Below are 14134 nucleotides of genomic sequence, written 5' to 3'. Positions count from 1 at the left end.
CTCCGCGTTTTACCGATAAACTTCCCGTGTGAGAATGGTGCTCCGATGAGCGACAACGTCGTGCCCGCCGTCATCAACCTCGACGTGACCGGCCCGGTGATCAACCGGCACCTGTACGGTCACTTCGCCGAGCACCTGGGCCGGTGCATCTACGGCGGCTTCTACGTGGGCGAGGACAGCGAGATCCCCAACGAGGGCGGCATCCGCCTCGACGTCGTGGACGCCCTCAAGGCGCTGAACATCCCCAACCTGCGCTGGCCCGGCGGCTGCTTCGCCGACGAGTACCACTGGATGGACGGCATCGGGCCGAAGGACGAGCGCCCGGCGATGGTCAACACCCACTGGGGCAACGTCGAGGAGAACAACCACTTCGGCACCCACGAGTTCATGGCGCTGTGCGAGCTGCTGGGGGCGGAGCCGTACATCAGCGGCAACGTCGGCTCCGGCACCGTCAAGGAGATGAGCGACTGGGTCGAGTACCTCACCCGCGACGGCGACTCCCCGATGGTGCGGCTGCGCAAGCGCAACGGCCGCGAGCAGCCGTGGAAGGTGCGCTTCTGGGGGCTCGGCAACGAGGCGTGGGGCTGCGGCGGCAACATGTCCGCCCAGCAGTACGCGGCCGAGGCCCGCAGGTTCGGCACCTACTGCCGCGACCACGGCGACAACAAGCTCTACCGCATCGCCGCCGGCGCGAACGCCGGCGACTACGCCTGGACCGAGACGCTGATGAAGCAGCTCGGCGAGCTGGGCTGCGCCTACCGGCCGAACGGGTTCATGCAGGCGCTGTCGTTCCACTACTACACGATCCCCGGCCCGTGGCACGACAAGGGCGACGCCACCGTGTTCGGCACCGACGACTACTACCGCACGATGGTCAAGGCCGCGTACGTGGACGAGCTGATCACCGGCCACTCCAACGTCATGGACTGCTACGACCCCGGCAAGGCCGTGGGCCTGGTGCTGGACGAGTGGGGCACCTGGTGGAACGTCGAGCCGGGCACCAACCCGGGCTTCCTCTACCAGCAGAACACGCTGCGCGACGCCCTCGTGGCCAGCGTGCACTTCGACATCTTCCACCGCCACGCCGACCGCCTCGTCATGGCCAACATCGCCCAGACGGTCAACGTGCTCCAGGCCATGATCCTCACCGACCCCGACACCAAGGCGCTCGTGCTCACCCCGACCTACCACGTGTTCGAGATGAACAAGGGCCACCAGGACGCCGCCTCCCTCCGGGTCGACGTCAAGGACGCGCTGCCCACGCGCGACGTCGAGGGGACGAGCCTGACGACCGTGTCGGTGTCGGCCAGCCGCAAGGACGGCAAGGTGCTGATCTCGCTGTCCAACCTGGACGCGGACGCCGCCGCCGACGTCGAGCTGGACCTGCGCGGCGGCACCGTGGCGGACGTGCGCTCGCGCATCCTCACGGCCGGCGAGCTGCAGGCGCACAACACGCCGGGCGCGCCCGAGACCGTCGCCCCGCGCGCGTACGAGCAGGTCAAGGCCACGAACGGCGGGCTGCGCGTGCACCTGCCCGCGCACTCGTTCGTCACGGTCGAGGGCCGGGTCGGCTGAGCCGTCATGGCAGGGGAGAGCGCATGGTGACCATGGAGGACGTCGCCCGGCTGGCCGGCGTGTCGAAGATGACCGTGTCGAACGTGGTCAACAACCGCGCCGGGGTCAGCGAGCCGGTCCGCCGGCGCGTGCTGGAGGCCATCCGCCGGTCGGGCTACCGCGTCAACGTCTCCGCCCGCACGCTCAAGTCCGGCCGGACCGGCGTGATCGGCCTCGCCGTCCCCGACGTCGAGGCCGCCTACTTCGGGCACCTCGCCTCCCACGTGATCGCCGAGGCGCGGCGGCGCGGCTTCCACGTCGCGATCGAGGAGTCGGGCGCGAACGCCGGCGGGGAGGCCGACGCCGTCACCCGCTCCCGCACCCTGCAGTTCGACGGGCTGATCCTCAGCGCCGTCGCGCTCGACCGGCTGGAGGAGCCCGCCGACGCCCACTACCCCCTCGTGATGCTGGGGGAGCAGGACTTCGGCGGGCGCTTCGACCACGTCGCCATGCCGAACGAGGAGGGCACCCACGCCGCCACCGCGCACCTGGCCGACCAGGGCTGCCGCCGGATCGCGATCGTCACCGGCGGCAGCCTCGAAGGCGTGAACATGGTGAGCCGCCGCTACCGGGGCTACCGGGCGGCGCTCGCCGAGCGCGGCCTCGACGCCGATCCGCCGCTGCTGTTCGTGCTCGACGACATGAGCATGGAGGCCGGGCGCGCCGCCGCCGACCGCCTGGCCGACTCCGGTCTCGGCGTGGACGGCGTCGTCGCGGTGACCGACACGGTCGCCCTCGGCCTCCTGCGCGGGCTGGCCGATCGCGGGCTGCGCGTCCCCGGCGACGTGCGGGTGGCCGGCTTCGACGACGTCCCGCCGGCGGCGTACGCGGTGCCGTCCCTGACCACGGTGGCCCCCGACCACCGGTGGATGGCGGCCAAGGCGGTCGAGCTGGTCGTCCGCCGCATCGCGGCGCCCCTGCGCCCCACCGGCCGGTACGTGGCGCCGTTCCAGCTCGTCGTCAGGGAGTCGAGCGCCGCCGGGTGAACGGCGGGCCTGCTCGCGCCGGGCGCCGCGCGTAACGTACGGAGGTATGACTCACACTCACGATGAGGACCCGGCGTGTGAGGTGGCGCACAGCGCGGCGCCAGCCGCGGAGGGCGGCCGGACGCTGGTCGCCGTCTTCGCCTCCCCCGTGGCCGATCACCTGCTGAGGTTCGGGGCCGAGCTGGGCTTCCGCACCGTCCTGTACGAGCCCGACCCCGGGCGGCACCTGGCGGGGTTCCTGCGGGTGCCCCGCCTGGACGACCACCTGGACGGCACGGCCGACGTGGTGCTCACCGACCACCACCGCGACGAGATCGGGCCGATCCTGCGGGACGTGCTCAAGTTCCCCGTCCGCTGGGTGGGGATCATGGGCAGCGCCCGCCACACCGCGCCGCACGTCTCGGCGCTGGCGGAGCTGGGGGTGCCGCCGGAGGAGGTGGCCCGGGTGCACCGGCCCATCGGCCTCAACATCGGCTCCCGCACGCCGGCGGAGATCGCGATCGCCACGCTGGCGGGCCTGATCGCCGACCGCAACGGCCGTCCGGGCGGCTTCACCTTCTGAAGGCGGGCCCCGGCTCCCCGCGGAGCCGAGGCCCTGCCCTTACTTCTGGACGAGCGGGAGCCGCCGCAGGCCCGTCATCGTCGGCGTCGGGATGAACTCCACCGGATCATCAGGATCCGTGCGCAGCCGCTCGAACCGGTCGAGCAGGATGTTCAGCGCGACCCGCCCCTCCAGCCGGGCCAGCGGGGCGCCCAGGCAGAAGTGGATGCCCCGCCCGAAGGCCAGATGCGGGTTGGGGTCGCGGCGCGGATCGAACGTCTCGGGGTCGCGGAACTGCCGGGGGTCCCGGTTCGCCGCGGCCGCCCAGCACATGACGAGCTGGTCGGCCGGGATCGTCACGCCGCCCAGCTCGACCTCGCGGGTGGTGGCCCGGCCGAGCGCCGCGAACGGCGTGAACAGCCGCAGCGACTCCTCGATGACGGCCGGGATCGACGAGCGGTCGGCCCGCGCCAGGTCCTGCTCCTCCGGGTGCGCGTCGAGGCACAGCACCGTGTTGCCGAGCAGCATCGTCGTGGTGATGTGCCCCGCGATCAGCAGCACGATCGCGAAGTTGACCACCTGGCCGTCCGGCAGGCGCTCGCCGTCCACCTCGGCCTCGACCAGCTTGGTGAGCAGGTCGGCGCGCGGCTGCCGGCGTCGCTCGGCGGCGTGGCCGGACAGGTAGGCGGTCATCTCCTTCCACGGCTTCATCACCACCGCCATCTCCGCCTGCCGCTCCTCCTCCGGCCTGCTGACGGAGACCTTCGCATCGCGCTGGAACAGGGCGTCGGCCCACTGCTTGAACAGCGCGCGGTCACTGCTCGGGATCCCCAGCAGCTCGGCGATGACGATGACCGGCAGCGGGTAGGCCAAGTCCGCCACGAGCTCGAACCGCTCCCGATCACGCGCCGCGTCCAGCAGCTCATGGGTGAGCGCGGCGATCCTGGGCTCGAGATCCGCGACGACCTTGCGGGTGAAGGCGCTGCTGACCAGCTTGCGCAGCTTGCCGTGCTCGGGCGGGTCGATCTGGGTGATGAAGCCGTCCAGGGAGAAGTCGTCCTTGGACGGCAGCATGGCCTGGGGGACCACCCGCATGGTGTCGGAGGAGAACGTCGCCGGGTCGCCCAGCACCTCGTGCAGCTCCGGGTAACCGTAGACGTTCCACATTCCGGCGTCGGCCGCGAACTCCACCGCCGGGCCCGATCGGGGCCCGTGCAGCCAGAAGTGTTGTACGGGGATGTCGTACCGTTCGACGATGTCGGCCATCGCCTCTCCTTGTTGTCGATCCCTCGATGGAGACGTACTCAGGAAGATCGGTCGCGGTACTCCTGCCAGCGCTGGAGCATCCCGTCGCCGTCCTGCACGGTGAAGGCGAAGAAGTCGCGGGTCTCCTCCAGCCGGACCCGCTGGGCGGCCCGGCCCTCGTCGAGGATCGACAGCCCGTACTCCAGCGTCTCCAGGCTCTGCTTGACCAGCTCCAGCTGGACCCGCAGGACCTGCGCCCACCCGCCGCCGACCGCCCGGTAGCGGTGCTCGCGGCCGGCCGTCGGGACGCGCTCGATGATGCCCCCCGCCTCCAGTTGCCTGGCGACCGTGCTGACGGCGGTCTTGCTGAGGCTGAGCTCCGCCGCCAGGTCGGTGAGCGAGGGGTCGGGCGGGTCGCAGATCATCAGCCACGCCCACAGGCGGCCCATGCTGCGCGTGGCGCCCAGGCGCTCCATGACCAGGCCCATCCGGTCGACGAACTCGCTCTCCGCAGGCTGCACGGTCGTAAACTCCGCAACGATCGTCAAGTACGTACTTTACGTACTGTACGCCGAAGCTCCCGGCGCGGGAAGGGCCCGATTACTGGGACTGGCCGGCGACCTCGTCGATGCGGACGAACGTGGCGTCCTGGGCGGCGGCGCGCGCACCGAGCACGTGCCCGTCGCACATCCTCGTCACCGTGCCCGCCCGGTCGATCACCTTCCACGTGGCCGGCTCCGGGCACGGCCGGCCCGGCCGGTCGTAGCTCCACGTGCGGTGGCAGACGCGGCACTCGGAGACGCCCGCCCGCGAGGTGAGCGTGTTGCCGTGCTCCGGGCACACGGCCCACGGCAGGCCGCACGGCTGGACCTGCAGCCGGGCCAGCTCCGCCGCCGAGCGTTGCAGATCTTCCGCGGCCCTGGCCAGCCAGCCCGCCGCCTGGCGCGCGTCCACGAGGGGATCGGGCGCGGCCGGGTCGCCGGGCGTGCCGCCGCACAGTGCCCAGACCTCGGCCGTGAGCGCCTCGGCGCGGGTCGCGAGGGCACGCAACTGCTCGGGTGTGACGGTCATGCGGGCTTCCATCTCGCAGGGGAACGGGTCGCTGGAATGGACCCTACGTCCTGCCGGTCGCCGCCGCGTCTCAGGGCCTGGTCACCGCCTGCAGAATGCTGTACCGGCCCGAGGTGGGGGTGACCTCCTCCGGCTCCCAGCCGCCCGCCCGCAGCAGCTCCGCGTACTGTGACCGCGACCGCTCCCTGCCGCCGAGCAGCACGAGCATCGCCAGGTCCGACAGGTGCACGTGCGAGGGCGCCCACGGCTCCGGCAGCAGCATCTCCACCAGCAGCAGCCGCGCGCCGGGGGCGGCCGAGCGGCGGCAGGCGGCCAGGATGCGCACCGCGTCCTCGTCGTCCCAGTCGTGCAGGATCCACTTCAGCAGGTACAGGTCGCCCTTCGGCACCTCTTCCAGGAAGTCGCCGCCCACCAGATCGATCCGGTCGGCCAGCGGCGAGCCTTCCAGCCGCCGCCGGGCCGCCTCGATCACCGGCGGCCGGTCGAGCAGCACCCCGGTCGCCGACGGGGCCTTGTCCAGCAGGGCGAGGAGCAGCACGCCGTACGCGCCGCCCACGTCCACCAGCCGCTCGTACGCCGAGGGGTCCACGGCCGCCGCCACGTCCGCGGCGACCTGCGCCGACTGCTCGCCCATGCCCAGCGCGAAATGCTCGGCCTCCTCCGGGTGGGTGGCCAGATGCTCCCAGAACGAGTGGCCGAGCAGCGCGGGCGCGACCGGCCCGCCCGTCCTGACCGCGTGCTCGAAGTCCCCGACCAGCCGCCACACCGTGGGGGAGCCGTAGGCGACGGCCAGCTCGCGGATCGCGGTCGGGGAGTCGGAGCGCAGGCACGCGCCCGCCTCCGTCATCCGGTAGTGGTCGGGCTCCGTCTCCGCCATCAGGCCGAGCGTGGCGGCGGCTCGCAGCACGCGCAGCAGCGCGCCGGGGTCCGCGCCGACGGCCGCCGCCACGTCGTGCGCGGAGCGGGGACCGGCGGCCAGCTCGTCGGCCACGCGCAGGCGGGCCAGGACGAAGATGATCTGCGAGTGCCAGAAGCCGCTCAGCAGCCGATGGACGTGCTCCGCGGGGGAGGATGCCTGCCCGTCGCGGTCCTGTTGCCCGGTGCCGGCGTACGACATGGACTCACTATGACACCCGGGACGGATGGTGTCATGGGTGATGTGTTGCCGCTTGCCGTGATTGTCAAAACCCGTTAACGAGAGGTGTACTGCCTTCCGGAAAGCTGATCTTCTGGATCGAGCGCGAGGGAGGACCGGTGGACTTCGCGATCCTGGGCACCATCCGCCTCAACGGCCCCGAAGGCCGGGTCCGGCTCAGCCGCAAGCAGCGGGCGGTCATCGCCGCCCTCCTGCTCCACCCCAACGCCACCGTCTCCACCGAACGGCTCATCGCCGCCGTCTGGGACGACCCGCCCCGCTCCGCCGTCGCCAACATCCAGACGTACGTGCACCAGCTCCGCCGCCTCCTGGACGGCAGCGGCCTGGAAGTACGCACCGAAGGGTCCGGATACGTCTGCGAGGTGCCGCCGGGGCGGCTCGACCTCCACGCGTTCGAGGAGGGCCTGCGCCGCGCCCGCGCCGCACGCGCGGCCGGCGACCTGGAGGCGGCCGAACGCGAGTACGCGACCGCCATCGCCCTGTGGCGCGGCACCCCCGCCGAGGACGTGCCGCTCAGCCGGGCCCTCGCGCCGCGCGTCACCGAGCTGGAAGAACGCCTGGAAGTGGCCCGGTCGGAATGGGTCGACGTGCGGCTCGCCCTCGGCCGTGAAGACCTCGTCGCCGAACTCCGCGCCCTCGTCGCCGCCCACCCGCTGCGGGAGCGATCATGGGAACAGCTCGTGGTCGCCCTGCACCGCAGCGGGCGGCGCGACGAAGCCCTCGACGCCTTCCGCCAGGCCCGCGAGTTGTTGGTCGCCGAGCTCGGCATCGAGCCGGGCCCCGAGCTCCGCCGCCTCCACGCCGCCCTCCTGGCCGGCTCCGACGACCTCGCCACCCGCCCGGAGCCGCGCCGCCCGCGCGCCACGCTGCGGGGGCACGACGACCCGGACGCCCGATCGGAGTCGCGCCGTCCGCGCGCTGCGCCGCCGGGGCGGGACGGCCCGGACGCCCGCTCGGAGTCGCGCCGCCCACCTACCACCCCGAACCCGGACAGCGGTCCCGAGGGGTGGGCGGGGCTGGGGCCGCATCGGGTGCGGGACCCGGAGGTGGGTGGCGTGCCCGTGCCGTTCCGGAGGTTGTGCCAGCTGCCCGCCGACACCGCCGACTTCGTCGGGAGAGAGGCGGAGATCGCCGAGCTGACGGCGCTGCTGCGAGCCCGGGAGGGACGCCTCAGCCCGCCCATCGTGATCGTCTCCGGCCTGCCCGGCATCGGCAAGACGACGCTCGCCGTCCACCTCGCCCACCTTCTGCGCGCCGACTACCCCGACGGCCAGCTGTTCGTCCGGCTCGGCCAGGACGCCCGCGGCCCGCGCGAGCCCGGCGAGCTGCTGGACGTGCTGCTGCGCTCCCTCGGCCTCGACGGCGCCGCCATCCCCGCCTCCGCCGAGGAACGCGCCCGGCTCCTGCGCCAGCGGCTCGCCGACCGGGCGGTGCTCGTCGTGCTGGACGAAGCGGTCGAGGAGGCCCAGCTCCGCCCCCTCCTGCCGGGCACGCCGCGCGGCGCCGTCCTGGTGACCTCCCGCTCCCGGCTGCCCGCCCTGGAGGGCGCCGAACGGCTCGCGCTCGACCTGCCCGGCGAGAAGGACGCCCGGATGCTGCTCGAACGCGTGGCCGGCCCCGGCCGCATCGGGACGGCACCCGGCGCGGCCGAGCAGATCCTGCGCTCCTGCGGCCGGCTGCCGCTGGCCATCCGGGTCGCGGGCGCCCGCCTGGCCACCCGCCCGGTGTGGCCGGTCAGCGAGCTCGCCACCCGGCTCGCCGGACGCGGCCTGGACGAGCTGGTCGTGGGCGGCCTGGACGTCCGCGCCACCTTCGAGCCCAGCTACGCGGCCCTCCCCGAATCGGCCCGCCACGCCTTCCGCCTGCTGGGGCTGGCGGGCCTGGACAGCGTCGCGGAATGGTCGGTCGCAGCCCTCCTCGGCCCGGCCCCGTCCGGACAGGACGGGGCCTTCGGTCTGGAGGCGGATGCGGCGCTGGAGACGCTGGTCGCCCGGGGGATGCTCACCTCGACCGAGGTGGACGGCGCCGGCCAGCCCCGCTACCGCCTGCACGACCTGCTCCGCGTGTACGCACGGGAACGGGCCGAGGCGGAGGAATCCCCGTCGCGGCGACGCGAGGCGCTGACCAGGCACGTGCTGGAGTGCCTGCGCCGCACGAAGTCCGCCACCCACCACCTGCCGATCCCCCTTGCCCCGCCCTACCCGGCCCCCTCCACCGCCGCACCGATCGGTCGGGCCGCCGACACGCGGTCCGGGCACACCAACGGCGCACCGGCTGGGCAAGCTTCCCTGGACGGGGCGGTTCGCGGGATGCGGGCCGGTGCGGCGTGGCTGGCGGCCGAGCGGCGGACGTTGATGGTCGCCGTCACCACGGCCGCCGAGCTCGGGCTCGTGGGCGTCGCCGCCGAGCTGGCCCACCACCTCACCGCGTACCTGCTCATGGACCGCTTCCTCGACGACGCCGAGCACGTGCAGCGGGTCGTGCTCGGGCTCGGCGACGAGCGGGCGGCGCTGCGGGCGAGGCTGCTGCTGGTCGCGGTGGACATCGAGCGGGGCCGTTACGAACGGGGCGAGGCGGAGTGCGGCACGCTGCTGGCGGATCTGGGGCGCGCCGGCGACGGGCACGGCGCCGCGTACGCGCTCATCAGCAGGGCCGCCGCCCGCCACGGCATGGGCCGGCTGGAGGAGGCGCTGGCCGACGCGTACGCCTCGCTCGACCTGCTGGCCGCCCACGGCGACACGGCGGGCCTGGCGTACGCGTGGACATGGCCCGTCTGGATCCACCTCGAACGGGGCGAGCACGGCCGGGCCGTGGAGATCGCCAGGGCGCGGCTGGCGGTGGCCCGCGACGAGGACCACACGATTCGCGGCAACCTGCTGCGCGCCCTCGGCACCTCCCTCTACCAGCAGGGGGAGACGGCGGAGGCCGTCGCGTGCTACCGGGAGAGCCTGCTGACCGCGCGGGCCACCGGCGACCGGGGCGAGATGAGCAAGGTGCTGCGCCGTCTCGGCGAGGCGCTGGGCGCGCTGGGCCGCTTCGACGAGGCGGCCGAGACGCTGGGGGAGAGCCTGCGGTTGTTCGTGGAGTGCGGGGACGCGCTCGGTGAGGCGCTGGCCGGGCACGCGCTGGGCGTCGTGCGCCTGCGCCAGGGCGATCCCGGCCGGGCGCTCGGGCATCTGCGGTCGGCGCTGGAACGGCTCGGCGGCGACGGGCCCCAGGTGTGGCGGGCCCGCACGCTCAGGGAGCTGGGCCGGGCACACGCGTTGCTGGGCCGCCGTGAGGAGTCGGCGGCGGCGTGGCGCGGCTCGCTCGCCCTGTTCGGCGACGCGGCGGAGGCCAGGCAGGTGGCGGCATACCTGGCCGAATGACCTCCCCTCGCTGCCCACGGCGTTTCGGGGGGTTATTCGTGGAGGCGCCAGACGACGGGAGGCTCCTGGGTGCCGGACAGGCGGGCCTCGCGGCGGGCCAGGCCCGGCGTGGCGCCCTCGGCCACGGGGCGCCCGACGGCGACAGGGCGACCCACACCCCGGCGGGCGCCTCCGCGTGCGCGACCTGCAACGCCCGATCGATCAGGGGACGCGTCGGGGGCGGGGTGGCGCGGGCCAGCCACCGCCGCCAGTACAGCCACTGCGCGACGATCAGCGGCCCGAGCACGGTCAGCAGCGGCATCGGCCGTCCGCCGGTGAGGACGAAGGCGATGGAGGCGGCCAGCAGCACGGCCTCCAGCCCGGCCGCCGCCCACGCGGCCGCCCTGCCGTAGGCGCGCAGCGCCACGACGGGCCAGACCGACAGCATCAGGCAATCGCCGAGCCCGATCAGTGACGGGTTCGGGCCGTGGGAGGTGGCCAGGACGGGCGCGAACGGCAGGCCCTGCATGCGCTGGACGAAGTCGGCGGTGAGCGAGCTCATGCCGGTCGCCAGCGTGTCGTACACGGTGAGGGCGGCGGCGAGTGCGGCGATCTGGGCGGGGGTGACGGCGGCCTGCGCCCACAGGTTGACCACGCCGACGACGAGCAGGATCAGCAGCGCGTCGTTGACGACGAGCAGCGCCAGGGGCAGTCCGGCGAGGTAGGCGGCCACGTCGGCCGCGCACAGGGCGAGCGCCGTGATCATGGCCCATCGGCCGCCGAGCACGGGCGCGAGCGTGAGCTGGGTCAGGGTCAGGACCACGAGCCCGAAGATCGACACCACGACCCCGGCGGGCACGTGCAGGTACGCGAACGGCAGCACGACGAGCGCGGTCACCATGACCGCGATGTCCGCGCCGACCATCCGGCCGACGGGCGGGCGGGGGATGACGTAGCGGCCCAGGTAACCGACGGCGAGCGCGACGGTGAGGGCGACGAGCGCGTACAGCGCCAGGACGTTCGGGGTCATCACAGTCCTCGCTCGAAGCTGAGCTCCAGCAGATCGGCGCGCAGCCGGCAGGGCTCGGGCAGGTCCTCGGCGGTCTCGACCAGGACGATGCCGGTCAGGGGCGTCCCGTGGGCGCGTTCCTCCAGGCGGCCGAGCAGGCCGGGGTCGTGTTTGCCCGCGACCACGTAGAGCAGGTCGCCGTCCAGCGCGTACCGGGTGGGGAGCGGCAGCGCGGGCTCGGCCTGGAGCAGGTCGAGGACGTCCCGGGTGGTGAGCCCGCCGGGGGAGCGGCGGCCGAGCACGCGGGAGGTGGCGGGCAGGGCGGCCAGCGCGCACGTGGGCGTCTCGCCTTCGGGCAGGACGCGGACGAGGTCGCCGGTGACGTACCTGAGCAGGAGCGTGGTGTCGCGGAACGTCGAGTACGGGGTGACCACGATCGTGCCGATCTCGCCGGGGGCGGCGGGGGCCAGCGTGACGGGGTCGAGTATCTCGATCAGCCCCTGGTCGGGCGGCAGGTGCAGGTGCCCGTCGGCGCAGACGCGGCCGGAGACGGGGGCGATCTCGGTCATGGAGTAGCCGTCGCGGACCTCCGCACCGAACACCTGCTCGGCCCGCTCGCGCAGCGCGTCGGTGAGCACCTCGCCGCCGGACCAGATGGTGGTGAGCGCGAAGTCGCCGGCCTTCCAGCCGCCCCGGTCCGCCTCCTGCACGAGCGCCGCCAGGTAGGAGGCGGTCAGGTTGAGGTGGGTGATCTGCGGGCGTTTGCCCGGTACGTGCAGCGGGGTCGCCAGCCGGTCGAGCGTCGCCGCCGGGTCGATGGCGCCCAGGTGCGCGAAGGCCGCCCCGGTCAGGGTGACGGCCCGCTCGGTGAGGATCTGCGCGATGGAGCGGGAGCTGATCGCGTTGGCCCACACGTCGTCGGAGCGCAGGTTCCCGGCCATCATGAGGGCGAGCGCCGACAGCGACGACATCAGCTCGATCTCGTACGCCGAGAACCAGACGAGCGTCGGCGTCCCCGTCGTGCCGGTGGTGTGGGCGAGCACGGCCGGCCTGGCCCGGTCGGAGACGAAGGCCGCGGGCCTGCCGCGCAGGTCGGCCTTGGAGGTGAGGGCGATCGTGGCCAGGGTGTCCGGCGTGATGGAGGCGGGATCCACGCCGTTCGCCGCGAACCAGTGCCGGTAGTAGGGGCTTTCGGCCGCCGCGTGCCGCACCGTGCGCCGCAGCCGCCGCCGGGTGAGGTCCTCCTGGAGCTCGGGGTCGTTGCCCGCGAGCAGGTCGTCGGCCCCCTCACCGGGCGAGCCGAACGTCTCCAGGGTCTCGCGCATGTCGTCGACCAGCGCGCCCACGTCCCGCAGGCGGAACCTGCGCCCCGACATCATCGACCAGGCATAGCCGAGCTGGCGTACCGCGGTCCCGAACACGCCTCGTCCCTCCGCTCGTGGGTGTCCCCCGGGAGACGCCCTCCCGGGGGTTCACTCGTCCTCGTCAGCCGTTCAGCACGAAGATGGCGGTGGAGAGGGTGCTGATGGCGTACTTCGCGTAGCGACGGGCCGTCTTGACCATAGGGATCTCCCTGGTACTCAGGGGGCGCACCGGGTGGCGCCCTCTGCGGTCAAGGATGTGAGCGGCCGCCAGAGACTTCCTACACAACCACTACAAAGGGCAAGATCTCCGGCAGCGAGCGGGCGTCGAGGCGGGAGCTGTGGCGAGATGACTGCTGGAACGGAGCCGCGCCGCCGGCGGGCGCTCGTCGTGGCGGCGGTGCTCTGCTTGATCGCGGCACTGGCGGTGGCGGCGTACGGGTGGAAGCACGAGCACGACCGGGCCTCGGCCCAGGAGCGGGCCGCCCTGGCCCGCGGCCTCGCGCTGCACGCGGCCGAGTTGCGCGAGTCCGACCCGGGCAAGGCGGCGGACATCGGCGCCGCCGCGATCGCCGTCAACAATGACGAGCTGACGCGCCGCGGGCTGGTGGACAGCGTGCTCAGGAACAGGCGCGAGCCGCTGACCGACCCCATGTACGCCAACCAGTCCGTGGCGCTGAGCGCCGACGGGCGGATCGCGCTCGCCGAGGACGCGGGCGGAGTCGGTGTGTGGGACCTGACGACCTGGCTCAGGCCGGAAGACGGCGACGGTGACGGTGATGACGCGGCCGGCCGCCTCGCCCTGCTGAAGGGGCATCGCAAGGAGGTGAGCGCGGTCGCGCTGGCCGCCGACGGCCGCACCGCCCTGACCGGCGACGAGAGCGGCGCGATCCTGGTGTGGGACCTCGCCCGCCCGGCGCGCCCCGTCCGCGCGGCCACGCTCGCCAAAGGGGGGAAGGGCGGCGGGATCCGGACGCTGGCCCTGTCCGGGGACACCCGGCTGGCCGTCGCCGGTGACGACGACGGGCGGGTGAGGGTGTGGGACCTGTCCGACCGCTTCCGCCCGGCCCGCCTGCCGGACATCCCGATCGGCGCGGGAGGGGTGGAGGAACTGGCGCTGAGCGCGGACGGCAGGACCGCCACCGTCGTCGCCGACGCCGGCAGCGGAGTCTCGACGACGATCTGGGACCTGACCGATCCCGGCCGCCCGGTCAAGGCGGCCGCTCCCGCGTTCACCGGCCCCGCCGCGGCCATGGACATGAGCGCCGACGGGCGGACCGCGCTGCTCGCCGACCTGATGCGGCTCGACGCCTGGGAGATCCGCGACCCCTCGTACCCCCATCAGGTGGGGGTCGTGACCGATGTGGACGTGACCGAGATCGCCCTGGCCTCGGACGGCAGGCTGGCCTTCGTCGCCGGCGACTCCGGCGAAGGTGTCCTGCTGGATCTGTCCCGGCTGTCGAGCCCGGTCCGGGTGGCCACGCTGAGCGGCGAAACGGAGAACATCGGCGACGTGGCCCTGAGCGGTGACGGCCGGGTCGCCCTGATGTCGAGCTGGGACGGAGGCGTCCAGTTCTGGGACCTCACCGGGCTGGCCGGCCTGGCCGCCCATCCGCTGGACGAGTACTGCGACATCAGGCGGCCCGAACTGACCTGGGAGGAGTGGAGCAGGCTCACGGGCGGCGCGGACTGGGAGCCGTTCGGCGGTTACGGGACGGTCGCCATGTACCCCTGCCACGCGCACAGTGGACCTTGACCCGGAGCCCGGTCTGCCCGATATTCACGGTATCGGACAGGCGATGAG

10 protein-coding genes are annotated in these 14134 nt (G+C 73.6%); 5 read left to right on the top strand and 5 right to left on the bottom strand.

Going from position 1 to position 14134, the window contains the following annotated elements:
- Positions 1 to 45 precede the first annotated feature (45 nt).
- From KIS93_RS45080 to KIS93_RS45070, 3 genes are read left to right on the top strand one after another with little or no spacing between them, the layout of a single operon-like run.
- Complete coding sequence (locus tag KIS93_RS45080; RefSeq protein ID WP_080041437.1) at positions 46 to 1575, top strand: alpha-N-arabinofuranosidase; 1530 nt, start codon at positions 46 to 48, stop codon at positions 1573 to 1575.
- Positions 1576 to 1598: 23 nt separating this feature from the next.
- Positions 1599 to 2600, top strand: a complete 1002-nt coding sequence (locus tag KIS93_RS45075) for a LacI family DNA-binding transcriptional regulator (protein WP_222107874.1) — start codon at positions 1599 to 1601, stop codon at positions 2598 to 2600.
- 46 nt (positions 2601 to 2646) lie between these two features.
- On the top strand, positions 2647 to 3162 hold the full coding sequence (locus KIS93_RS45070) for an XdhC family protein (RefSeq protein WP_080041436.1): 516 nt from the start codon (positions 2647 to 2649) through the stop codon (positions 3160 to 3162).
- Positions 3163 to 3201: 39 nt separating this feature from the next.
- On the opposite strand, the gene KIS93_RS45065 is transcribed toward KIS93_RS45070, so the two are convergent.
- The 4 genes from KIS93_RS45065 to KIS93_RS45050 form a co-directional block, all read right to left on the bottom strand.
- Entirely contained in the window at positions 3202 to 4407 is a 1206-nt protein-coding gene (locus KIS93_RS45065; protein WP_080041435.1) for a cytochrome P450, read from the bottom strand.
- 38 nt (positions 4408 to 4445) lie between these two features.
- On the bottom strand, positions 4446 to 4934 hold the full coding sequence (locus KIS93_RS45060) for a GbsR/MarR family transcriptional regulator (RefSeq protein WP_222107873.1): 489 nt from the start codon (positions 4932 to 4934) through the stop codon (positions 4446 to 4448).
- A gap of 52 nt (positions 4935 to 4986) precedes the next feature.
- Positions 4987 to 5457, bottom strand: a complete 471-nt coding sequence (locus KIS93_RS45055; RefSeq protein WP_080041433.1) for a hypothetical protein — start codon at positions 5455 to 5457, stop codon at positions 4987 to 4989.
- A 70-nt stretch (positions 5458 to 5527) separates the two neighbouring features.
- On the bottom strand, positions 5528 to 6574 hold the full coding sequence (locus tag KIS93_RS45050) for a methyltransferase (protein ID WP_080041432.1): 1047 nt from the start codon (positions 6572 to 6574) through the stop codon (positions 5528 to 5530).
- Between the two features lie 137 nt (positions 6575 to 6711).
- On the opposite strand from KIS93_RS45050, the gene KIS93_RS45045 reads away from it, so the two are divergent.
- A complete protein-coding gene (locus tag KIS93_RS45045) occupies positions 6712 to 9981 on the top strand; it encodes an AfsR/SARP family transcriptional regulator (protein WP_080041431.1) in 3270 nt (1089 codons plus the stop codon).
- A gap of 1008 nt (positions 9982 to 10989) precedes the next feature.
- Here KIS93_RS45045 and KIS93_RS45040 read toward each other — a convergent pair.
- The gene (locus tag KIS93_RS45040; RefSeq protein ID WP_080041429.1) at positions 10990 to 12390 is read right to left on the bottom strand and encodes a phenylacetate--CoA ligase family protein; all 1401 of its coding nucleotides are present in this window, start codon (positions 12388 to 12390) and stop codon (positions 10990 to 10992) included.
- Between the two features lie 289 nt (positions 12391 to 12679).
- Between KIS93_RS45040 and KIS93_RS45035 the strand changes: the two genes are divergently transcribed.
- On the top strand, positions 12680 to 14086 hold the full coding sequence (locus KIS93_RS45035) for a WD40 repeat domain-containing protein (protein WP_155128246.1): 1407 nt from the start codon (positions 12680 to 12682) through the stop codon (positions 14084 to 14086).
- Positions 14087 to 14134 lie beyond the last annotated feature (48 nt).

It is taken from the genome of [Actinomadura] parvosata subsp. kistnae (assembly GCF_900323885.1).
GTDB classification, from domain to species: Bacteria; Actinomycetota; Actinomycetes; order Streptosporangiales; family Streptosporangiaceae; genus Nonomuraea; species Nonomuraea composti.
Note: the sequence above shows the minus strand (reverse complement) of the source record. Positions and strands in the feature narration are given on the sequence as shown.